This is a genomic window from Larkinella ripae (assembly GCF_054780775.1).
Genome location: NZ_BAAGVR010000025.1, coordinates 1 through 23,116, shown reverse-complemented (window position 1 = coordinate 23,116; position 23,116 = coordinate 1). Strand labels below are relative to the sequence as shown.

Below are 23,116 nucleotides of genomic sequence, written 5' to 3'. Positions count from 1 at the left end.
CGGGATTCACTAAGATATAAAAGATTGCGTTGAGGCAATACATCTTAGTGAATCCCGCTCCGGCGGCCCGATTTAATCTGAGTTCAGAGAGTTCAGGACTTCAGCAAATACGCCACTAAATCCGCCAGCTGCTGCTCCGAGAGGCCCAGCGAGGCCGGGTCGGGCATGAGACTCGTGCTGTACTGCTTGCGGGACGCGATCTGCGCCGTCGGGATGGTGTGTTTCTGCCCGGCGGCATCTTTCATCACAATCGCCTGCTGGCCGTCACTGATCAAAAAACCGTAGTAGGTCTGCCCGTTTTTGGTCGTCACCAGCCAGGGTTCGTAGCCAAACGCCAGCCCCGCACTCGGATTCAGGATGGCGTCCAGCAACCCGTTCCGATCAAACTTCTGGTGAATCTTCGTCAACTCCGGCCCAATGTCTTTGCCCTGCTCTCCGTGGCGGTGGCAGGTAGCGCAGTTGGTTTTGAAAACCGTCAGCCCGGCGGTTTCATTGCCGGACAAAGCCGCAATCTTTTTCAGTGACAAAGCCGCCAATCCGCCGGGGCGCGTAAAGTAGTCGCCTGCCATGGTCCGCACACTTTGATCCGGATTGGTAAAGATCGCTTCACTGATGGCCGGTTTCAGGGTTTCGGGCAGTTTCTTCTCGGCGGCCAGTCCCACCAGCAACTTCCCGCCTTCCGGACTGACGGCCATTTCTTTCGCCAGCTTCAACTTGTCGTCGGCAGAGGTGTATTCTTCCATCAGCTTCTGCCGCATCGTCAAAGCCTTTTGCTCGGCTTCCGAGAGTTTGGGCGGCATTACCTCATCCCAGTTCAGCAAGGTTGCCCAATCGTTCGACCGGCGGAAGTTGGTCCAGTAGTCGGCTTGCTGAGCGATGGTTTTATCGTTTTGCTTCGTCAGTTCCACCATCGCCCGGGCCGCTGCCGGATCTTTCATGAATCCGAGGGCCACAATGGCCTGTTTGCGGGCATCGGCGGTTAAGGTTGGAGCCAAGGCCCGTTGCTTCATCAAGTTAACGGTGCTGACCGGATGAAGCCGCCAGATCAGGTTCGCGGTTTTCTGATCCCACTGAATTGGGTTGGCCGGCATCGACGGCTTCAAAACCGTGTACAAGGCTTCTTCTTTTTTGTCGGCTGCGATGCCGATGGCTTCGAGGTAAAACCGGTCCGTTCCATCGTACCGGTTCACCAGGTTCACCAGAAGATCCTTGCATTGGTCGAACGGCACATCCCGCAAAGCAATGGCAACTTCCCGCCGAACCGCCGGGGACGGATCATCAACCACTTGCCGGGCCAGTGCCACCCCATCCGGTTCCACCTGCTTCAACGCCCGAAACGCCGTGATCCGCAAATCCACCTGCTCCGACTTGAGCAACTCCCGCACCTTCTGCCGCCCTTTCGGACCAAGTTGCGAAAGCAGCCAGACCGCCCGGGCGCGGTGGTACGGATTTGAAGCCGTCAGCAATTTGGCAACAGGTTTGACGACCTTATCGCCCTGCGCCCGCAGCTTATCAAAACCGAGTACCCGAATATTGACCGCCGGGTTCATCAGCGCCTGAAGCTGCCCTTTGGTCTTAGCCGTGTTGATCACCGGCGTTTTCAGATTTTTACCCTTGGGCGTAATCCGGTAAATCCGGCCATAGCCTTTTTTATCCTTCATCTGGTGTCCACCCACCACCGGGTCGAACCAGTCGGCAATGTATAAGGCCCCGTCCGTTCCAACGGCGACATCACTCGGGCGAAACCATTTGCGGATGTCGTCCTTGATGTCATTCCATTTGTATTCTTCGTCTACTTTCGGGAATGTGCTGATAAAATCCACGCGGGGCATCCGGTATCCGGCCCCCTGCGGTTCGGGTTTGTAGCCAAAAAGCACATTACGTCCGGCTTCGCAACTGAGCAGCAGGCCCCGGTAGCTGGGGCCGAGTTCGTCGCCTTCGTAAAAGACCATACCTGTTGGCGAACCGGCTCCGCTAATGTCGCCAGCCGGAACGACACCCGGATCTTCCTGGTGCCAGTGGGCCGTCGGCACGTCCTGACCGGGTCGTTGGTCGCCCTGCCAGTAGCGCGTTCCGTCCTGACTGAAATACCCCATGTTCCCTCCTTCCATCAGCCAACTCGTGCGGCAGGCCACCACTTGATCATCGTTGTCGTTCTGCCACATGTTACCGTACGAATCGAGGGCGGTTTCGTAGTTATTCCGGAAGTTGTGCCCCATCACTTTCAGGCCGGTCCCGTCGGGGTTGATTCGCAGCGCCAAACCGCCCACCCAGATCCGGCCGTCGTCGCTGACCATGTTGCCATTGTTTTGTTTGTTGTAGGGCGTACCACCCGTGTAGAGACTGCCCGACCGGAGCGTCCACCCGCTTTTGTCTTTAACGGTGTGCGGCCCGGCATTGCCCGTGTTGAAATACCACCGGCCGTCCGGGCCAGCCGCCAGGGCGTGCAGCGAATGGTCGTGATCGAGGCCGCCAAAACCGGTCAGGAAAACTTCTTTCTTGTCGGGTTTGTCATCGCCATTTTCGTCGGTGTAGATGATCAGATTCGGAGCCGCCGAGACAATCGTTTTGTTCCCGATCACCGCAATGCCGAGGGGCGAAACCAGGTCTTTATCTTCAACGTAAACTTTGGCCTGATCGGCCTTGCCATCGCCGTTGGTATCTTCCAGAATCATGACCCGCTCCCCGTTCGGGTGATCGAGCCGGGTTTCGGGTTTGTTGTTGAAGTTCCGGTAGTTGACGGCTTCCGTCACCCAGATGCGCCCGCGCGTATCCACGTCGATGTTCGTGGGGTTATAAAATAAGGGTGCCTCCGCCCAAACCGTTGCCTCCAGATCGTCGGGCAAATACAGTTTATTGGAGTCGGCCGCAGCCAGTATATGCCGCCGGTTTTGGTCCATTGAGCCAGGCTCGAAACCCATGCGCTGGCCTGGTTGTTGCACCTGAGTTCCTAACCAGAAGAGGCCGCTCAGCAGGATTGATGTACGTACGATTTGAGGGGAAGTCGGAATAGTCAGTTTCATATTTATACTGTTCCACGTGGAATAATTACCTGAAAAACAACATTTAAGCCCAGTTAAACTTATTATAATAAGTGATTGATTGCTAAAACCGTGGAACAGTGACGCCACGATCCTATGAAAGAATATCTCTTACAAACTTATTATTATAAGTGTAACTTTCCAACATGGTTTTTCCCTCTGGCACAGCACCTTCGATATGCACCCACCCCTGGTACTGAATGTCGTCCATTGCCTTCCGGACTTCCGGATAATTGACCTTCCCCTGTCCGAGCAGGAAGCTATTCTCCTTAAAGTGGAATTCACATATCTGTTTTTGCTTTCCCAACCAGCGGATTTCCTTTAAAATATTATATCCCATAACTGTGGAGTTACAAACGTCATAATAAACCTTCACGGCGGGCGACGCAACGGCATCAATGATCGCCAGGTGTTCTTCGGCACTGAGCCACGATTCGATGGCCAGCACCACGCCCGCCTTTTCGGCTTTGGGTGCCACGGCCTTCAACCGCTCAATAACAACTTTGGTCCCCGCCGGATCGTTTTTCAAATCGCCTTTGTTAAAAAAAGCCAGCAGAATATTTTTGGCACCAAGTGCTTTGGCGACACCCACACTATCCTGCACCCACTGTTCGGCCCGCGGGTCGGATTTATAAGGTACATTGTTGAGTTCGCCCAGAGCCAGCCCGCCGATCTGCACACCGGTTCGTTTGGCGGCTTCGCGCCAGGTTTTCTGGAGTTCTTTCTGGCGCAGGTGCATGTCGTTTTTTTCCGAACCCAGGTTCACCTGAATGCCGTCGAGGCCGATGGTTTTGGCGACCTCGAACGCTTCGATTTTGCTGGACTGGCCAATCGACCAGTCACAGGCTCCGATGCGGAACCGTTGGTTCGTTGGGTTTTGTAAGCTAATTTTAGAATCCAGAAAGGGCCGGGAAAGCGGCACGCTCAATCCCATAACGCCCAAAGTCTGTCGGAGGGCTGCACGTCGGTTCATGAATGGTCAGGAATAGATTTTGTTCAAAAGTACAGGCTAAATGTTATATTCACTCGTTGCCAACGGGTTAGGTTAAATTTTTTTAAAATCCCTTCCAACCGTTGCGTCGGCGGTGGGGTCAGTAGGAGTGAAAATATGTTGGATGAACGAGCGTTAGTTGACGGCTGTCGACATAAGGACCGATCTGCTCAGCGAAAACTCTATGAGTTATTCGCCCGGAAGCTCTTTGTGGTCAGCCAGCGGTATACCAAAAACCGGGACGACGCCGAAGATGTGTTGCAGGATTCTTTCGTGAAGGCGTTTCAGCATATGGATACGTTTCGGTTTGAGTGCCCGCTGGAAGCCTGGCTGAAGCGCATCGTGATTAATACGGCCCTGAAGCACATCCGCAAACAGAAACCGTGGCAAAACCAGGCCGAATTGGAGGATGTAGCGCCCAACGTGCTACCGCAGACGGAAGACAGCCTATCGGGTCTGCACTACCAGCAATTATTAAAGATGGTGCAGGAGCTCCCGCCGGGGTGTCAGGCCGTGTTTAACCTATACGCCATTGAAGGGTACACACACCCCGAAATTGCGGAGTTATTAGATATTTCAGAAGGTACATCTAAATCGCAGTTTTCGCGCGCCCGCATGCTGCTGCAACAAAAGATTCAGAACGAGCGTCCAATTCCGAAATGAGTCTCTCAAAAGAAGAACAATTTAATGAAGAATGGCGAAGCCTCTTCGAAAATGCTGAAGAAAGCCCTTCCGAGGAGCTTTGGGACAGCATTACTCGTCGGCTAGACGAGGAAGAAGCCGAAACCGTAATCCCACTCTGGCCCCGGGCAAAACCGTGGATTTACAGTGTGGCAGCCGCTGTTGTTGCCCTTTTAATGGGTTGGTGGGCGATGCAGTCCACCGAAACCGCCGATATAAACCGCCCACTGGCGGATCAGACCACGAGCTCCTCGTCCGTTCACCCTACCAAAACCGCTGAACCGGCCGTCAAAAACCGGGAGTCATCGGCCGCCACGACACGCTCGCCGGAAAAACCGGCTATTGCTTTCCAGGCTTCGAAAGCAAAACCGGAAACACCCGGAAACCGGAACGAACCGATCGCTGCGAACAAAAATACGACCGACGACCAGGCTGTTGATCCGGAACTGGAACGGACCGAAACCGCTACAACCATTGACGGTATTATTAACGATCAGTCGCTTTTGGCGGAAAGCCGGACAAAGAATGCGTCACGGCGGTCGAAAACCGGAGCTGCCCGCCTTAGGGCAACCGCACCAACGCGGCTTGCCGAAGCCCGCCGAATGAACCGTCCGTCGAAACCGTCGGCCATCGTCGGCCCACCGGAAACCGCCCTGAGCCGGAATGCGCCCTCGACGACGGATCTAGCGACCCGGGCGGCAAAACCGGAAACTGCTGTTGAAGAAGCGGCCGATTCGCGATTGGCCTACGAGGCTTCGTACATCAAAAATAAGGCAACCGCGCTGAAAGATCCCCGGCCCATCAGCCGGATCATCTGGTACCGGGCGCCGGAAACCGCCATTGAACCGCAGGAGAAAGGCCGTTCTAAAAAAGAATACTGGGCGGCTCTGACGGCCACACCGCTGTCATTTAACCCGATGACGTCCATTCATTCGAGCCTGGATCAGGCGTATCTGTCTTATAGCGGTGTGGCCCAGAGCAGCCGTCAGCCAACAAGTGTTTCGTTACAGAACCAGGCTCAGATTTCGATGGCCTGGCAGGCTAGCTCGGGCGTGAAACTGAGCAAACACTGGTCGGTTGAAGCGGGGGTGCAGTACCTGAACGGTCGTTCGCAGGCCCAGAACAATGCCTCGGTAACCAACGCCTTCACCAACCAGACGGAAAACCTGCTGGTGAATGCCGTTCGGAACAGCAGTCCGTCGGTCGCACAGGATGCGCTTCCTCAGAAAAGCAATTCGCTGCTTCCGGCCAATGTGGACAAGAATAATCTGGTGAATTCATCGTACCTGACCGTCGTCCCGTCCGATCAGCTGGTTTCCAACAACTTCCAGTATATCCAGGTTCCGGTGCAGGTGGGATACCATATTTTGCCCGAACGCAAAGTCAGTTACTCGGTGCTGGGTGGTCTGATGGGCAACGTATTCCTGAAGAATACGATTGGCACCCTGGAAGTAGATCGGGCGGATCAGGTCTACCGTCCGATGGCCGTTGCCGGCACGGCGGGTTTGCGGATCAACTATCACCCCACCCACCACTGGTCGGGTTCACTGACGGGTTCGTACCAGCAGTCGCTGCAAAATGGCACCCAATCGGATGCCCAACTCCAGGTTCGTCCGCAAGCCGTCGGAGTCGGTTTTGGTCTGAATTATCACTTCTAAGCCGTCAGCGGCTAAGGGATTTCGATTCTATCTGTAGAATGATGATGTAAAAGCGCTGGATTGGAAGACGCTTTTACATGCATCATTCTGCAGTTTACAGGTATAATACCCTTGTTCTCTTCCAAATAAATCAGAAAACCGGGACAAACTTCGGGCTTTGGTTCCAGCGTATTTTTCCGTCCGAATCAGTCATGATCGGCATCGCCAGTCCGGTATTTTTCACTATTTATTCGTTTTTCTTCCCATTTTTTTTCGACCTCTTCCAACCAATTCTTTTCTAAGTGGGTCTATACTAATGAGCGCTCAAAGAGGTAACCTTAAAACCGATTTGTGATGAAAAAAGTAGCCTTAGTTTCGAGTCTGTTGGCAACGGCCGTTTTCCTGACAACCGCTGGTTGTCAGACAGCGAATGACCAGTCGCCCAACCCGGGAACCGGCGGTTTAAAGCCGACGGCGGAAGCGCGCTTATTCGCCCAAAAAACCAATGACTTTTCCTTCGACTTTTTAAAGCGCGTTAACGAGCAGCACAAGAAGGACGATAATATTTTTGTTTCGCCGTTGAGCCTGCATATGGCACTGGGCATGTTGCTGAATGGCGCTGCGGGTCAGACGGCGGACGAAATGAAGAAAGCGATGCACCTTGACGGTGTTTCGCTGGCCGACGCCAACCTAACCTATGAGTTTTTAATGCAGGGACTGCCCACCGCTGATCCGAAAGTAACAACAAAACTGGCTAATTCGATCTGGTACCGCAACGGCTTTTCGGTGGAGCCGTCGTACTTCAATGCCACCAAAAAAACGTTCAATGCCCAGATTTCGGGGGAAGATTTCAGTAATCCGACGCCAGTAATCAACAAAATCAATCAATGGGCCAGCGACAACACCAACGCCAAGATTAAGAAAGTCATTCAGGAGATCAAGGACGATCAGGTGTTGTTTCTGCTGAACGCGCTTTATTTCAAAGGCGACTGGAAGTATCAGTTCGATCCCAAAAACACGTTCGATTCGCCGTTCGCCCTGGTTTCCGGTTCCGAAAAGCAGGTGAAGATGATGAACCTGAACACCAGCCTCCGGCATGCTTTCCGCCCCACGTATGGTGCCTTTGAATTGCCCTACGGCGACGGTACGTATGCCATGACGGTTTTGTTGCCGACCGGTTCTTCCACGGCCGATGCCATCATCAAGAACCTGAATGCAACGGAATGGGCCGACCTGCAACTGGCGATGAAAGAAAGCAAAGTAGCGGTTGGGTTGCCCAAATTCACGATGGAGTACGAAGCAACGCTCAACGACGCCCTGGCGCAGATGGGTATGCCGACGGCTTTTTCCAACGGCGCCGATTTTTCGGGCATCAGCACCAAACAGGGACTGAAGGTCAGTTATGTGAAACAGAACACGTTTGTGGCCGTCGATGAAAAAGGAACGGAAGCCGCTGCCGTAACCAGCATTGGCGTTGAAGTTACATCCATGCCGCCTTCCCTGATTTGCGACCGCCCGTTTGTTTTCCTGATTACCGAAAAAGGAACGGGCTCGGTGTTATTCATGGGCAAGATCGTTAATCCGCAAACGACATTACAATGAAGATGATACTGACTCTGGTTTCGGCGGTTTTGCTGATCGCAGCTTCCTGTACCGATAAACCCAATGCAACCATTCAACCGCTTTCGGCTACCAACGCTGCCGGTACCTATAAACTCCTTGAACCGGCGTCAAAATTTGAAGTGAGTCTGGTCTTGACGCCCGATTCGGCGAGCAGTGAAGTAACCAGTCGGATTGCTTACAAAATTGGTGGGCGGTCGTCGGTGAACCACTACTTCGGCGGTTTGACCGGTTCGACTACCTCCAACGACGTTCAGGTGACGGCCATTGGCAGCACCAAAATGGCGGGTTCGCCCGAAGCGATGCAGTTTGAAACGGACTATTTCAAGAAGTTGCAGGCCGTAAAACGTTATGAGCTGGCCGGAAACCGGCTGCGGCTGATCATTGAAGATGCCAACGTACTGGTATACGAAAAAGAGAAATAATACAACCTGAAAATAGGAACGGGGCCGGTACGAATCCACACCAGCCGGCCTCCTCCACTTTTTTCGATGAAACTGTTACGGAGTTCTTTGCTCATCTGCGCCCTGATTTTTGCGGCAACGGCCTGCGAAAAATCGTGCGGTTGTTTACCGCCCCCCGAACGCGACACGCAACTGAGTGGCCGGTGGGAATTGATCCGCATCCGGTATGGGATGACCGGAACCGTAGCAACTCCGCAGGAAGCCGGTTATACCGAGACGCTGGAATACGCAGCGGATGGCACATTCCGGCGATTGAAAAACGACAAAGAAGACGAAAAAGGAACGTATTATACCGACCGAATTGAAAACATTGCCGGTTTTACCATAGCGGTTTATTACCAGAACACGACGTATCAACCCTATAGCGTTCAGGAAAACATCCTGCGTCTGTATGAGCGCACTCCCACTGGCGGGACGCTGGCCGACGGCGCAACGTACGAATATAAAAAGCTTTGACCTCTGATTCATTGTGCAAACCGGATTGCCCGGCGGCTCTGCCTGCCGGGCAATTTTTTTAGGAATATATTCCAACGTTTTCATATTCAGGCGGGTCTGTTGATCATATTCCCTAAACAACCGGCTAATTATGAAAAAAGTCATCTACGTTCTGATCGGGATCGTATTGGTGGGCCTGACGGGCTGCACCGACAAATGCAAGGAAACCCGAACGTTTCGGCAATTTACGCCCCTGACGCTAACCGTTGCGCAGGTTCGCAACGGCGTTCAAACTGAACAGGCACGCACGCTCACCAACCCGGGCAAAATCTACACAAAAGACGGTTTTTTGCTCATCAACGAGATTAAGGAAGGCATTCATGTGATTGATAACCGCAATCCGTCGGCTCCCAAAATGGTGTCGTTTCTGCGGATTCCGGGCAATGGCGATATGGCGATTCGCAACAATGTGCTGTACGCCGATAGCTACATGGATCTGATTGCGTTCGACATCAGTGATCCGCAAAACATCCGTGAACTCAACCGGGTGAAGGAAGTCTTCCCGAATGGTCAGTTCGACGGTGGTTACTGGAGCATTAATCAGGACATCATCAACGACCAGAAAGTTGACTACGTCACCCAGACCCTCAGCACCGATTGCGAAGGCGGTTTTACCAATAATGGCTGCATCAACTGCGCGATGGCGCTCGACAGCCGGGGGGGCTGGGTGCAGAGCTTCAACAGCTTCAACAGTGCGGCTCCGCAGCCCAACACGAACGGTACGGGCGGCTCGATGGCCCGGTTTACGCTGTACGACAATTACCTGTATACCGTCAGCCAGTCCGATCTGCTATTGTTCGACATCAAAACCCCTTCGGACCCGAAGAAAGGCAACAAAATCAATCTAGGCTGGGGAATTGAAACGATTTTTCCGTACAAAGACAAGCTGTTTATCGGGGCGCAGTCGGGTATGCACATCTACGACAACAGCAATCCCGAAAAACCGACCCGAATGTCCACCTTCGAGCACGCGCGGGTTTGCGATCCGGTGGTCGTACACGAAGATAAAGCGTACGTGACGCTGCGGTCGGGTTCACCCTGCCAGGGCTTTACGAACCAACTCGAAGTGGTGGACGTATCCAACCTGTACAGTCCGCGCTTGCTGAAAACGTATCCGATGAAAAACCCGCACGGCCTGGGCATCGATTTCCCGAATCTGTTCATTTGCGAAGGTGCTTACGGCCTGAAAACGTTCAACGCCAGCGATGCGCTGAACCTCAACGAGCTTGAGCACCTGGAAGGCTTTCACGCCTTCGACGTTATTCCGCTCGGAAAATCGCTGCTGTTAATCGGAATGGACGGTTTTTACCAGTACGATTACAGCAATCCGAAAAAGCTGCGGCTGCTGAGCAAGATTCCCGTTCAACGTCCTTACCCGGCCAGCTAACCTTTCGGGCTATGAAAAAGATTGGGAACAAAACCGTGTGGTTGTTGTGTCTGCTCGCCTTTCCGGCTTATGCGCAGAAAACCGCTTTTAAGCCGGTTTTTACGAACATGACCGAAGTAGGTGTCTCGTTCGGACAATTTCGTTACAACGTCAATTGGGCCACCGAAAACGTCGGAAAACGGCAGAACATCACCGCCCAGACCTTCAATGGCGTTCAGCTGCGGCCCAAGCTGGCGGTGGGCGGAACCGTGGGGGTCGATTGGTACACTGCCGCCCTGATTACGTCGGTTTGCGGAGGAGTTCGGTATGATCTGGCGCAGCCCGGAAAAAAGAACCTGCGGGTGTTTACGAGCCTCGATTCGGGTTACGGTTTTACGTGGCTGCACGAAGATCCAACGGGCTACAAAACCCGGGGCGGCTGGCTCATTACGCCCGGCCTTGGCTTCCGGATCGGACGACCCCAGAACGCCAACTTCATCATGTCGCTCAGCTACCGGCGGCAGGAAGCCGAAGCCGAAAAACCGCTGGGCTGGAATGAGATTTACAAACACGAAACCCGGGTTTATAACCGGATCGCCTTTCGTCTAGGCGTCAGTTTTTAAAAAGAAAAAGGGAGAACAAGATGAAGGGAACTGGGATTAACCCCTCCTTTCATCCTTTTCTCCCTTTTTCCTTTACTCCTTTCTTATGCCATCGCAAATTTGCTCTGGTTGCGTTTCCGCTCGTTCTCGTCGAGGTAAATCTTCCGAATCCGCATCGACTTCGGCGTTACTTCCAGGTACTCGTCTTTCTGGATGTATTCCATCGATTCTTCCAGCGAGAACGACACTTTCGGGGCAATCCGGACGTTGGCATCCGAACCAGCCGCGCGCATGTTGGTCAACTGCTTGGCGGTCTGAACGTTCACCACGATGTCGTTCTGCCGGTTGTGTTCGCCAATCACCTGGCCGGTGTAGATTTCGTCGCCGGGTTCGATAAAGAAAATACCGCGATCCTGTAGTTTATCAATTGAATACGCCGTAGCCGATCCGCCGGTCATCGAAATCAGTGACCCGTTGATCCGCTCCGGAATGGCTCCTTTGTAGGGTTCAAAGCTCTTGAAACGGTGCGTCATTACGGCTTCACCGAAGGTGGCCGTCAGAACGTTGGAACGCAAGCCGATCAGGCCGCGCGACGGAATCTCGAACTCCAGGTGTTGCAGATCGCCTTTCGGTTCCATGATCAGCAGTTCGCCTTTCCGCTGCGTTGCCAGCTCGATCACTTTGCCGGCGGTTTCTTCCGGTACATCCACGACCAGTGTTTCAACCGGCTCCAGGCGGTTTCCGTTCTCGTCAAACTTATACAATACCTGCGGCTGACCGACCTGTAATTCGTAGCCTTCGCGACGCATGGTTTCAATCAAAACCGACAAGTGCAGAATACCGCGTCCATAGACCAGAAACCGGTCTTCGCTATCGGTGTTCTCAACGCGCAGAGCCAGGTTTTTCTCGGTTTCCTTGTACAGACGATCACGCAAATGGCGCGAGGTCACAAACTTGCCTTCTTTGCCGAAGAACGGGGAATTGTTGATCGTGAACAGCATGTTCATCGTCGGCTCATCCACCGCAATGCGCTCCAGCGCTTCCGGATTCTCAGCGTCGGTCAGCGTATCGCCAATTTCGAAATCCTCCAGACCAGTTACGGCACAAATATCTCCGCACTGTACGTCCGAAACCTTCTGTTTACCCAGGCCTTCAAAAGTCTGCAATTCTTTGATCCGGACTTTCTTGATCACATCACCGGCTTTCACCAGCGCCATGTTGGCACCTTCTTTCAGCGACCCGCGCACGACCCGGCCAATGGCAATCCGGCCCACAAAAGCCGAATAATCGAGGGACGTGATCTGCATCTGCGGAGTGCCTTCCACCACCGGAGCCGCCGGAATGGTTTCGACAATTGTATCGAGCAGGTAAGTAATGTTATCGGTCGGTTTTTGCCAGTCCGGACCCATCCACCCCTGTTTCGACGACCCGTAAACCGTCGGAAAATCCAGTTGTTCTTCAGTCGCACCCAGGTTAAACATCAGATCGAACACTTCTTCGTGTACTTCTTCCGGGCGGCAGTTTTCCTTGTCTACTTTGTTAACAACCAGAATGGGTTTCAGACCCAGTTGCAGGGCTTTGCTCAATACAAACCGGGTTTGGGGCATGGCGCCTTCAAACGCATCAACGAGCAGACACACGCCATCGGCCATTTTCAGTACGCGTTCCACTTCACCGCCGAAATCGGAGTGACCCGGAGTATCGATGATGTTGATTTTTACATCTTTGTAGCGAACCGAAACGTTCTTGGAGACAATCGTGATACCCCGCTCCCGCTCCAGGTCGTTGTTGTCTAAGATAAGATCACCGAATTCCTGATTTTCGCGAAAAATCTTGGAAGCGTGAATAATTTTGTCAACCAAGGTGGTCTTACCGTGGTCAACGTGCGCTATAATAGCTATGTTGCGAATGGATTGCATACAAGGTTATGATAAAAGAGTCGCGACAAGAGACAATCGGCAAAATTACGGTCTAACGCGTGAAATGGCGGTTTTCTGTTGTCCCCTCAATTAAGGCGCAAAGATACGGAAATTTTAGCTGAATAACAGTATTTTACAATTTATTAACCTACAGAAAAACAAAAAGCCGGGTTGCCCCGGCTATAAGTACAATTACGATCTGTACGGCTTAGAACTTTGGACAGCCACACGCATTTTTCTTCTTAAAGAGGCCCCACATAAAGCCTTTTTTCTTCTTGTAACCGCGCGCTTTCTTCCGTTTTAAGATCAACGTGCTTTGTAGTTCATTCGAGGCAGTTTTGACTGCTGCCGCTTCAACCGGAGCCTCCAGCGGAAGCATCAATGTCATGGTTATACCCAGTATCAACAGCTTTTTCATAGATTCACCGGCTCTTTCTATTCCTTAAACGCAAATCCTCTTTAAAATTACGTAAACTTTCTAAAGTTTTTCTTCAAAAGTTAACGAACGAAGCCGCTTACAGGGCTTTGAGAACGAAAAAACCGTCCTTTAAGGGACGGTTTTTTTATCATTAACGGGGTCCACGACTGCGTTGTGAACGATAGCCGTATTGTTGCGGAGCCGATCGCCGGTAATTACGATAGGCCCGTTCCCGACGGTATCGGGGGTATGAACGGTAATGTACCCTCGGCGGGGGCGTCACAATAACCGGTGGCTGGCGATAATAACGATACGGAGCGTATCCATATCCGTACCGGGGTCCGTAGCCATAATCAGTTCGTACACCGACACCAACCGAAGGCGCACAACTGGTCAATACGATGCCCAGAAATGCAATCACTAGCAATGAAGTCAGATTATGCGTTTTCATGATGATAACAGTCAATAGTTACACACTTGAATAACCGTTAGACTGGTTTGGTACCTATAGGTTTAACGCATAAACCAAAAAAGTTGTTCGATTTTTTCCGATTAACCGTTACACCTTCAGGTGGGTCTTCAGGTAATTCAGGGTAATCTGGTAGGCGTCGGCCGTGGCTTCCTTGTTAAAACCGGGGTTACTCGGATTGGCGAAAGCGTGGGGTGCATCGTACATTTTGATGGTGACCCCTTTCTCGGCTTCTTTCATGTTTTTTTCAAATTCGGAAACCGTTGCGGGCGGAATGCCGGAGTCTTTGGCCCCAAAAATACCCAGCACATCGGTGTTCAGGGTTTTCAGGCGTTCCACGCTTTTTTCCGGCTGGCCGTAGTACAGCACGCAACCGACGGTTTGCTTGCCGCCCAGAATCGCCGACTGCAGGGACATACCGCCCCCAAAACACCAGCCGACGCTGGCAATCTGCGCCTGTGGTCCGGCAAAACCGATGGCCCCCTGCATGATGGCTCCCAGCCGTTCGCGCGGCACCTGAACGAGTTTTGAAGCTTCCTCGCGGGTGGTGGCCACTTTACCATCGTACATATCGACGGCCAGCACGTTGACGTCTTTCAGGTCGTTGTAAAGCTTTTCGGCTTCCTGCTTGATGTAGTCGTTCAGGCCCCACCACTCCTGGTACACAAACAGCCATTTATTGGTTTCTTTCGGTGCTTTCAGCAAAAAACCGTTTGCTTCCTGACCGTCCGCCGTTTTGAATTTCACCATTTCACCGGCGGCACTGTGGTACGTAAAAGGCAGCGGTTCTTCGTGGAGCATCACAAACGATTTGTTACTGGCCAGCAACGCCATGTCATTGGAAACGGCCGCAACGGGCTGGTCGCAGCAGGATGGCGCCTGGGCAAAGGAAGACAGCGCAACCACCAGGCCGCTTGCCAAAAGAAAAAGTTTTTTCATAGTGAATTTGTCTTGAACCCGGATTTCACGGATTAAAAGATTAAGCGGATACACAGGTAGTGCTGCGGTAGCCTCCTGGTTAATCCCTTAATCGGTGAAATCCGGGTTCGGATTATGCTTTTTTCAATTCAAAGATGGTAACCTCCGGTAAAATACCGACCCGGCCCGGATAACCCAGATAACCGTACCCGCGATTGACATACAGGTGTTGCTGGCCTTCCTGATACAAACCCGCCCACTGTTTATAGGCGTACTGCGACGGACTCCAGCGGATACTGCCAATCTCAACCCCAAACTGCATGCCGTGCGTATGACCCGCAAACTGCACATCAATATCCGGGAATTGCGGCCGCACCTGCGCATCCCAATGGCTGGGATCGTGCGAGAGTAACAGCTTAACAGGAGAATCTTCGGTGCCTTTCCGCGCTTTGGCCAGGTTGCCGTATTTCGGCCAGCGGCCCGAGCCCCAGTTCTGGATGCCTATTAAAGCGATTTTATCGCCATTTTGTTCTAAAATACGGTTTTCGTCCATCAGCAAATCCCAGCCGAGCAATTTGTGAGCGGCCATCAGGTTCTGCAGATTCTGGCGTTTAGCCTGCTCGTTCGGCCAGTTAACGTAGTCGCCGTAATCGTGGTTGCCCAGGGTCGAATACACGCCCAGCGGAGCCTTTACCTTGCTGAAAATATCAATGTAATTCTCAACCTCATCGGCTGTGTTGTTGACCAGATCGCCCGTAAAAAAGACCAGATCCGGTTTTTCCCGTAACAGCATCTCGACCCCGCCTTTCACCGCGACCTTGTTAAAAAAACTGCCCGAATGAATATCCGAAAGCTGGGCGATTTTCAGGCCGTCGAAACCGGATGGTAGATTCTTCAGTGGCAATTTAATGCGCCGGATGCGGTAGTCGTGGGCACCGGAAACTATACCGTAGGTGAACGCCACCAGCGGAACGGCCCCCGCTACCAGGGCGGTTTTCATCAGAAACTCGGAGCGCGGAATCACGTTCGTGGCCGGAATGGTGGCCTGCGTGGTGTCGTTAACGGCCGCCCGGATATCGGGTCGGTAGAAAAGCGAAGTTACCCAACGCACAAACCGGCCCAGATCATCCGCGAAAATAAACAGAATGGCGAACACCTTGGAGAAATACGGAATCAGAATGGCCGACCAGATGAAACCCCGCGTGATGCGCCCGACGGCATCGGGGGGCAACAACTGCATGGTCAGGTAAGTGATGATGGTGGCGGCTGTAAAGCCCCAGTAGACAAATTGGATAACCCGCTGTGTCGTTTCGGACGTTGAACGCGTTACGGTTTTAATGGCCTGAAAAACATACCAGTCGATCAGGAGTAAAAGGGCTGATACAATAAAAAACAAAACAAGACGATTCATAGCAGTCGGAAAAAGAAAACCCACAGCGTAAACAAACACTGTGGGTTTTTCGGTTCTATACAGTTAGTTATTCATTTACTAATTCGGGTTCCCGCACGGGTTCGGGTTCTTTTTTGGAAAACCGGGCTTTAACCCGCTCACTGACCCAGTACATACAGGGTACAATGATCAAGGTCAGAACGGTTGAGAACGTCAACCCGTAGATGATCGTCCAGGCCAGGATGTTCCAGAACACGGCGCTGTCGCCCCCAATAATGACGTGCGGATCAAAATTCCGGAACAGACCCACGAAGTCGATGGTCAGGCCCAGTGCCAGCGGAACCAGCCCCAGAACGGCCGCCGAAGCGGTCAATAAAACCGGCGTCAGACGAATGGCCCCACCCTCGATGATGGCTTCGCGCAGGGGCGTTCCCCGTTCCCGAAGCTCTTCGATAAATTCGATCAGCAGAATCCCGTTTTTCACCACAATCCCGGCCAGGGCGATAATACCGACCCCGGACATGATAATCGAGAACGATTTTCCGGCGATCATGAAGCCGAGCAACACCCCGATCAGGGACAGCACAATGGTGAAGAAGATGATAACCGGTTTGACCGCGGAGTTAAACTGCGTCGCCAGAATCAGGTAAATCAGCAGCATGGCCATCCCGAACGCCGACATCAGGAACACCATCGACTCCTGCTGTTCTTCCTGTTCGCCACCCATCCGAATGGCGTACCCGTTCGGAACGTCAATGTCGGTGATCAGTTGCTGAATCTGTCCCACAATTTCGTTGGCGTTATAGCCCGGCACCACATCGGAGCCCAGCGTAATCACCCGCTCCTGATTCTGGCGGTTAATCTGGCTGAACGTGGTCGAGTAGCTGATATTTGCCACCGACTGAATCGGTACCTGCCGCAGTTGGCCGCCCAGGTTCATATCCCGGTAAACGATGTTCAGACTCAATAACCGCTCAATCTGGCTGCGGTCGTCCTGCTTCAATCGAACCATGATCGGGTATTCGTCCTTATCGTCGCGGAATTTCGACACTTCCAGACCGAACAGAGCCGTCCGAACCGCCATTGCCACCTGCGACGACGAAATACCCTCGCGTTCGGCTTTTTCCCGGTCGATGTTGATAACGATTTCCGGTTTATTGGTTACCAGGTCCGATTTCAACTGGTCGATTCCCTCAATGCCGGACTGGGCCACTTTCTGCCGAACCTGTTTTTCGAGACTTTGCAGGGTTTTGAAATCATCCCCGGCAATTTCAATCGCAATCGGTTTTCCGGTCGGCGGGCCGTTGTTCTCCCGTTCCACCGAAATTTCCGTTCCCGGAATGCCCTGCGTGGCAGCCCGAACTTCGTTCAGTAGCGTTTCGGATGAAATACCGCGCCGATCTTCTTTCTTGCCGAAAGCCACCGTCACTTTCGATTTGTGGGGGGTATCGGATCGGTCGGGGTTGAACGGATCCCCGGCATTTTTACCGACGTTGGCAATTACCGAATTCACGATGTCGGTTGCCTTGTTCTTTTCCAGCACGTCGAAAACCCGCTTCTCAATGATTTTTGTCACCGAATCCGTCACGCGGGCGTCCGTACCAACGGGCATTACGTTGTAGACGTAAATATAGTCCGGATCACCACTCGGGAAGAAGATGACTTTCGGCTGCACAACGCCCATCAGGAAGAAGGTCACAACCAGTAGCACCACCATGCTGACAATGGCAACAACGGGCCGCCAGCCAACCAGTACCCACGAGATCAGTTTCCGGTATCCGTTTTTGAGTTTGGGTAAAAGGCTCTCCTGGAAAGGAACAATAATTTTGGGGGTGAGGATATAGTGATTGAATACGTACAGAGCCATGAACAGCACCATGAAGTTACCGATTCCACGGTCGATCAGATAACCGAGAACGGTTAAAACCGCCATGATGATCAACGGCCGGCGAATCGGCTGAAATCCCTGATTGTCTTCGTGGTGATCTTCATCGTGGCGTTTCATGAACGTGACGGCAAAAACCGGGTTCATTACATACGCCACAAACAGCGACGAAAAGAGGGTCAGAATAAGCGTCAACGGCAGGAACTTCATAAACTCACCGACAATACCCGGCCAGAACAGCAGTGGGAAAAACGGCGCAATGGTCGTCAGCGTACCGGACAAAACCGGGATAAACACTTCACCCGCGGCCGCTTTCACCGATTTCTTAATGTCCCAGTCTTTGTTCAGGTTGAACAGACGGTGGGTGTTTTCGATCACCACAATGGCGTCATCCACGACCAGACCCAGGCCCAACAGAAACGCAAAGAGGACGATGGTATTCAGGGTAAAAACCGTACCGACGACCGGGCCGACAATGGGCATACAGACGAAAGCCACCAGGGCCGAGAGCGGCACGGACAGCCCCACGAAAATTGCATCGCGGACGCCCATGAAAAACATCAGAACCAGCACCACGAAGATAAAACCGAGGATCACGGTATTGACCAGATCGTGCAAATCGGCGCGGGTCCGCTCCGACTGATCGGCGGTAACCTTGATGTCCAGTCCTTGCGGAAACCGGGTTTCCTTGTAGTCAGCAATAACTTCTTCAATTTTATCGGAGGCCGAAATCAGGTTCGCACCGGAACGCTTGATGACGTTCAGCGTGACGACCGACTTGTTGTTCAGACGGGCAAAATCCTGTTGTTCTTCAAAGCTATCGGCTACCTCAGCCACATCGCCCAGCCGAACCGTCGCACCGGTTGACGTCCGGATTTGGAGGTTTTGCAGTTGCTGTACCGCATTGAATTCGCCTTTTACGCGCAGCGTCCGACGAACACCGTCCACGTTCAGTTCCCCGCCCGATACGTTGATGTTTTCGCCCTGAACGGCCTGCTGAATGTCGAAAAACGCCAGACCTGCCGATTGCATTTTGGGCAAATCCACGTTGATCTGAATTTCCCGTTCCAGTGCGCCGACGATGTCCACCCGGCTGATTTCCGGCATGGCTTCAATCCCATCCTGCAAGTCCTCGGCGTATTCCTTCAACTGTTTCAGGGAGAAATTACCCGCCAGGTTGATGTTCATGATCGGAAATTCCGAGAAGTTCACGTCCTGCGCCGTCGGGCCGCTGTCTACCTTTTGCGGCAAATCGCGACGGGCTTTGTCAATGGCGTCCCGAACCCGTTGCAGGGCATCCGGTATCTGCACATCCGGGTTGAATTCCACCAGAATGACCGATACGTCCTGCAAGGCATTGGATTTAATTTTCTTAACGCCATTGATCGACTTTAGCTGTTTCTCGATGGGCTTATTGATGGTGTTTTCCACATCCGCCGGAGCCGTTCCCAGATAAATCGTGTTGATGTAAATCTGGGGCACTTTAATGTCCGGGAATTGCTCTTTGGGGAGGTTATTATAAACCACCAAGCCACCCAGGGTAATGATAATGGTAAAAATGTAAATAGCCGTCCGGTTTTCTACGCACCAGTTGGTAAAACTCAGGGTTTTATATTGTTCAAATTTCATGGCGCTGTCTGTTTATTGCCACTAATGAAAAAGGAAACTTAGAAGTTGATCGGCTGGCCGTCAACCAATTCCTGATAACCTTGCGTGATGATCTGATCGCCCGTTTGCAATCCGTTCGTAATCTCGATTTGGCCGCCGTAACTCAGGCCGGTTTTTACCTGGCGGGCTTTGGCTACTTTTTTGTTGCTTTCGTTCACCGCAACATAAACCAACTGGCCGTTTTCGGTGCTTTGAACCAGATTCTGGTTAATCACAATCGCTTTTGCCTTCGAAATATCGTTAATCTTAACCTGCGCCAGCATGTTCGGTTTCAGGCTGTTATCCGACGGCAGCGGGGCTTCGATCGAAAACGTCCGGCTCAGCGGATCAACGGTTGTTGACACGAAGCTAATCCGGGATGTCAGTTCTTTGTTGATGTCCGGAAACCGGATGACAACGGCATCACCCCGGCGCACGCTGCCGGCGTAGGTATCGGCCACTTTCGCGACAACTTTGAGCTGCGACAGATTAACCACGTTCACAATGCCCACACCCGGCATGGCGGTTTCGCCGGCTTTTACATTCACCCGGTCCACCACACCCGAAATCGGTGAAGTCACACTCGACTGCGACAGTTGGGCGTTCAAGGTTGCCAGTCGTTTTTCAAGACCTTCTTTGTTATTTTTTGCCTGCAGGTACTGAATTTCCGTGCCGATCTGTTGCTTCCAGAGACTGGCCTGTTTTTCAAAAACCGTATTGGCAAGCGTCAGCTGGCTCTTCACCTCTTCCAGTGATTCCCGCAGAATCTGGTCGTCAATTTTGGCTAAAACCGATCCAGCCCGTACGGCATCCCCTTCCTTGACGTAGACCGCCGTTACCGCACCACCCGATTTTGGGCTTACCTGCACGTTATTCTTGGCGTCGATCGTGCCCTGCAACTCAACAAAATGTTTAAAGGTGGTAGCGGCCAAGGGCGCGATTGTCACCTCTTTCACTTTGGCCTGTTCGGCCTGCTTGGGATCGAGTTTTGCCACTTCCGCTTCCAGGGTCCGGATTTTACCCGAAAGTTCGGTTTGCTGTGATTTCAGCTCGGCTAGTTCCTGCTTTTTAGACGTTAAATCGGACTTCTTTTCCTCCGATGAGCAGGAGATCAAGAAGGCCGTTGTCAATCCGATTAGGTAATATGCTTTCATCTTTGTTAAATCGATAAGACTGCGTTGAACAGCGTGAATATGAGTAGTAGTTATTGGCCGGAATACAGTTTTCCCAGCGCTTTATCCAGATCAACTTTCGTAATCATGTAGTCGAGCAAAGCCGAGAAGTAGTTGGTCTGCGCTTCCCGGGAGGATGTCTCGGCGTTCAGCACTTCAATGTTGGAACCAACCCCTTCTTTGTATTTAATGCGCGTAACCCGCACGACTTCCTGCGCTAGATCCATGTTTCGTTTCTGGTTCTGGAGCGTTTGCAGGTTATTGGAGAGGGTAACCGTTGCCTGACGAATCTGCAGATCAATTGAATTTTTCAGCAGATCACCACTCTGGCGGGCTTTATCGATGGCTATTTTCCGTTGCTGAGCCGCATACCGTTTCTGAAAACCGTCAAAAACCGGAACGTTCAGGTTCAGCGAGATTGCCGCCGAATTAAACCATTGGGTAGTCCAGAAATCCATGAAGTTATTCCGACCGTTGTTGTGTCCGTAGGTTGCGGCTGCGGTCAAACGCGGAAAATACTGTTTCCCAATGCTCTGATAATCCAAGTCTGCTAATTGAATCTGCGTTTGCAGCGTTGAGAACTCAATTCGCTGACCGTAATCAAAAACCGAGTCTAACACGGCCGCCCGATCCAGATCCTGCTGGCTATACGTTTCAATCCGGTCAGTCAACTGAATGGGCGCGTTAACCGATAACCCCATCTGGAATTTCAACAGATTGTAACTGAGGTCAACCAGATTTTTAACGTTCTGCCGTTCGGTCTTCAAGTTATTCAACTGAACTTCCAGCCGGTCCACATCGATTTTTTCGACAAATCCCTGTGTGTTCATGGCCCTGGTTTCGCGCAACAGGGTATCAACCCGGGATACATTCAGATCCAGTAACTTTATCCGCTCCTCGCTCACCAAAACACCATAATAGGCTTTAGCGACTTGTTCGGCAACACTAATTTTGGAAGCCATAATGTTCTTCTGAGCCAATTCCCGGTACGTTGCCGCAGCTTTCAACCCAATCTTATACGAAGCATCGAAAATCAGCTGATTGACGTTGGCCGCTATGTTTCCCTGAAGCTTGACTCCAAACGGAATCGCCGTTACATCATCGCCACTACTGCCGCCACCGGTTGAATCAGCCGGAGCCCCAAAACCGCCAGCCGGGAAGATAAACTTTTGAATAATCGCATTGTAGGTGACCGTTCCGCCCACATTGACTTGAGGCAATGCAACGCCTTTTATTTCTTTGATCCGGGCTTCGGCGCTTAAGGCGTCCAGTTGCGAATTTTTTACATTGATATTTTGCTGGGTTGCGAAATTAATGGCATCATTCAATGAAAAATCACGGGGAGCCTGAGCCATTGCTGAACCAAGTATACCCGTTAGCAGCAATGTGCTGGACAAGATTTTACTGGTGAGCAGATGCGGTGTTATTCTGATATTCCTGAACATATTGGTTGTAGATAATGAATCCTTTTTCAGTCAGTATTCCTCGGACAAAATGATGAAGCAATTGAATTTGAACTTCAACCATACCGGTCAAAGCCCGGGGAAACACATCAGTATCAAAAGCCATACGGATCAGTTCAACACGCAAACGAGCCATAATCTCTACCTCAATATCCGATCTATACAGCCCTTGTTCAATTCCTCTCCGCAAATTCGATCGGATTGATTCAAGTAAAAACTTCTCTTTAAACTCGGTACAAATCTCCCAGGCTCGTGGATAATGGCGCTGCACGTCGATCATTAGAGCCGGATTCATATCCGCTAAATGTTGCCGCATCATATCGGAAGCAAGCAGGATTTCTTCAACAGGATCATGAGCAGCGGCAATATGACAGGCTACATTATCCCGGTTCTGGTTCATTCGATAAAGAATGACCTGATACACAATATCATCTTTATCAGTAAAATGTTGATAAAGGGTTTTTTTAGAAATACCAATTTCCCGGGAAATATCATCCATGGTAACACTGCGCGTCCCATATTTCCAGAACAATGCTTCAGCCTTTACTAGGATTCGTTCTTCAATCTCCAAAGTTTTATAACTTTTTTAAGGCGAAAACTTTGGAAACTTTATTAAAGTTCGTAGTTTCCTAAGTTTTTTCGGGACATTCTCAATGAAGTTCTATTGCAAAGGTGTATCTATAGGAGTATTATATCAACTTTTATGGAGTGAAGCGGCTGATTTCACGGATGAAGTACTAAATTTTTGAAGATGAAAGGAAAAATGATCTCGCAAATTCCCAAATCAGAAGAAAAATGAAACTAAATTTTGCCTATAATAAAATAAATAAAAAACGAATAAATATAACTTTTTAAATAAAGTATTAATTCTGCCAACAAAAAAGCCCTCACCGGTTAGGGTGAGGGCTCGTAATCTGTGGTGGCGGCCACCTACTCTC

At 51.5% G+C, this 23,116-nt stretch carries 17 protein-coding genes; 7 read left to right on the top strand and 10 right to left on the bottom strand.

Features of this window, described 5'->3' with window-relative positions; translation table 11 throughout:
• Positions 1 to 92 precede the first annotated feature (92 nt).
• Together ACYVHX_RS20060 and ACYVHX_RS20055 are read right to left on the bottom strand one after the other, a co-directional pair.
• Positions 93 to 2,921, bottom strand: a complete 2,829-nt coding sequence (locus ACYVHX_RS20060) for a PVC-type heme-binding CxxCH protein (protein ID WP_460673470.1) — start codon at positions 2,919 to 2,921, stop codon at positions 93 to 95.
• 214 nt (positions 2,922 to 3,135) lie between these two features.
• Positions 3,136 to 4,014 carry a sugar phosphate isomerase/epimerase family protein gene (locus ACYVHX_RS20055; RefSeq protein ID WP_460673469.1) on the bottom strand — a complete coding sequence of 293 codons (879 nt, stop codon included), beginning with the start codon at positions 4,012 to 4,014 and terminating at the stop codon, positions 3,136 to 3,138.
• A 135-nt stretch (positions 4,015 to 4,149) separates the two neighbouring features.
• On the opposite strand from ACYVHX_RS20055, the gene ACYVHX_RS20050 reads away from it, so the two are divergent.
• The 7 genes from ACYVHX_RS20050 to ACYVHX_RS20020 all read left to right on the top strand — a co-directional run bounded on the left by ACYVHX_RS20050 (position 4,150) and on the right by ACYVHX_RS20020 (position 10,918).
• Positions 4,150 to 4,695, top strand: a complete 546-nt coding sequence (locus ACYVHX_RS20050; RefSeq protein ID WP_460673468.1) for an RNA polymerase sigma factor — start codon at positions 4,150 to 4,152, stop codon at positions 4,693 to 4,695.
• Positions 4,692 to 6,371 carry a hypothetical protein gene (locus tag ACYVHX_RS20045; protein WP_460673467.1) on the top strand — a complete coding sequence of 560 codons (1,680 nt, stop codon included), beginning with the start codon at positions 4,692 to 4,694 and terminating at the stop codon, positions 6,369 to 6,371. The genes ACYVHX_RS20050 and ACYVHX_RS20045 overlap by 4 nt, the downstream gene beginning before the upstream one ends.
• 333 nt (positions 6,372 to 6,704) lie before the next feature.
• A complete protein-coding gene (locus ACYVHX_RS20040; RefSeq protein ID WP_460673466.1) occupies positions 6,705 to 7,952 on the top strand; it encodes a serpin family protein in 1,248 nt (415 codons plus the stop codon).
• Entirely contained in the window at positions 7,949 to 8,395 is a 447-nt protein-coding gene (locus ACYVHX_RS20035) for an META domain-containing protein (protein WP_460673465.1), read from the top strand. Before ACYVHX_RS20040 ends, ACYVHX_RS20035 begins: the two co-directional genes overlap by 4 nt.
• 66 nt (positions 8,396 to 8,461) lie before the next feature.
• Complete coding sequence (locus tag ACYVHX_RS20030; RefSeq protein ID WP_460673464.1) at positions 8,462 to 8,890, top strand: hypothetical protein; 429 nt, start codon at positions 8,462 to 8,464, stop codon at positions 8,888 to 8,890.
• 130 nt (positions 8,891 to 9,020) lie between these two features.
• A complete protein-coding gene (locus ACYVHX_RS20025; RefSeq protein WP_460673463.1) occupies positions 9,021 to 10,316 on the top strand; it encodes an LVIVD repeat-containing protein in 1,296 nt (431 codons plus the stop codon).
• Between the two features lie 11 nt (positions 10,317 to 10,327).
• Positions 10,328 to 10,918 carry a hypothetical protein gene (locus tag ACYVHX_RS20020; protein WP_460673462.1) on the top strand — a complete coding sequence of 197 codons (591 nt, stop codon included), beginning with the start codon at positions 10,328 to 10,330 and terminating at the stop codon, positions 10,916 to 10,918.
• An 83-nt stretch (positions 10,919 to 11,001) separates the two neighbouring features.
• Here the strand turns inward: ACYVHX_RS20020 and typA are convergent, their stop codons facing one another.
• From typA to ACYVHX_RS19980, 8 genes are all read right to left on the bottom strand, one after another.
• Entirely contained in the window at positions 11,002 to 12,816 is a 1,815-nt protein-coding gene (gene typA, locus ACYVHX_RS20015) for a translational GTPase TypA (RefSeq protein WP_460673461.1), read from the bottom strand.
• A gap of 208 nt (positions 12,817 to 13,024) precedes the next feature.
• Positions 13,025 to 13,234 (bottom strand): hypothetical protein, encoded by a 210-nt coding sequence (locus ACYVHX_RS20010; protein WP_460673460.1) that lies wholly within the window; start codon positions 13,232 to 13,234, stop codon positions 13,025 to 13,027.
• A 559-nt stretch (positions 13,235 to 13,793) separates the two neighbouring features.
• The gene (locus tag ACYVHX_RS20005; RefSeq protein ID WP_460673459.1) at positions 13,794 to 14,642 is read right to left on the bottom strand and encodes a dienelactone hydrolase family protein; all 849 of its coding nucleotides are present in this window, start codon (positions 14,640 to 14,642) and stop codon (positions 13,794 to 13,796) included.
• Positions 14,643 to 14,754: 112 nt separating this feature from the next.
• A complete protein-coding gene (locus ACYVHX_RS20000) occupies positions 14,755 to 16,032 on the bottom strand; it encodes a metallophosphoesterase (protein WP_460673458.1) in 1,278 nt (425 codons plus the stop codon).
• A gap of 67 nt (positions 16,033 to 16,099) precedes the next feature.
• Entirely contained in the window at positions 16,100 to 19,525 is a 3,426-nt protein-coding gene (locus ACYVHX_RS19995) for an efflux RND transporter permease subunit (RefSeq protein WP_460673457.1), read from the bottom strand.
• Between the two features lie 38 nt (positions 19,526 to 19,563).
• A complete protein-coding gene (locus tag ACYVHX_RS19990) occupies positions 19,564 to 20,697 on the bottom strand; it encodes an efflux RND transporter periplasmic adaptor subunit (protein ID WP_460673456.1) in 1,134 nt (377 codons plus the stop codon).
• Between the two features lie 50 nt (positions 20,698 to 20,747).
• A complete protein-coding gene (locus ACYVHX_RS19985; RefSeq protein ID WP_460673455.1) occupies positions 20,748 to 22,070 on the bottom strand; it encodes a TolC family protein in 1,323 nt (440 codons plus the stop codon).
• Positions 22,071 to 22,116: 46 nt separating this feature from the next.
• On the bottom strand, positions 22,117 to 22,749 hold the full coding sequence (locus ACYVHX_RS19980) for a TetR/AcrR family transcriptional regulator (protein WP_460673454.1): 633 nt from the start codon (positions 22,747 to 22,749) through the stop codon (positions 22,117 to 22,119).
• Positions 22,750 to 23,116 lie beyond the last annotated feature (367 nt).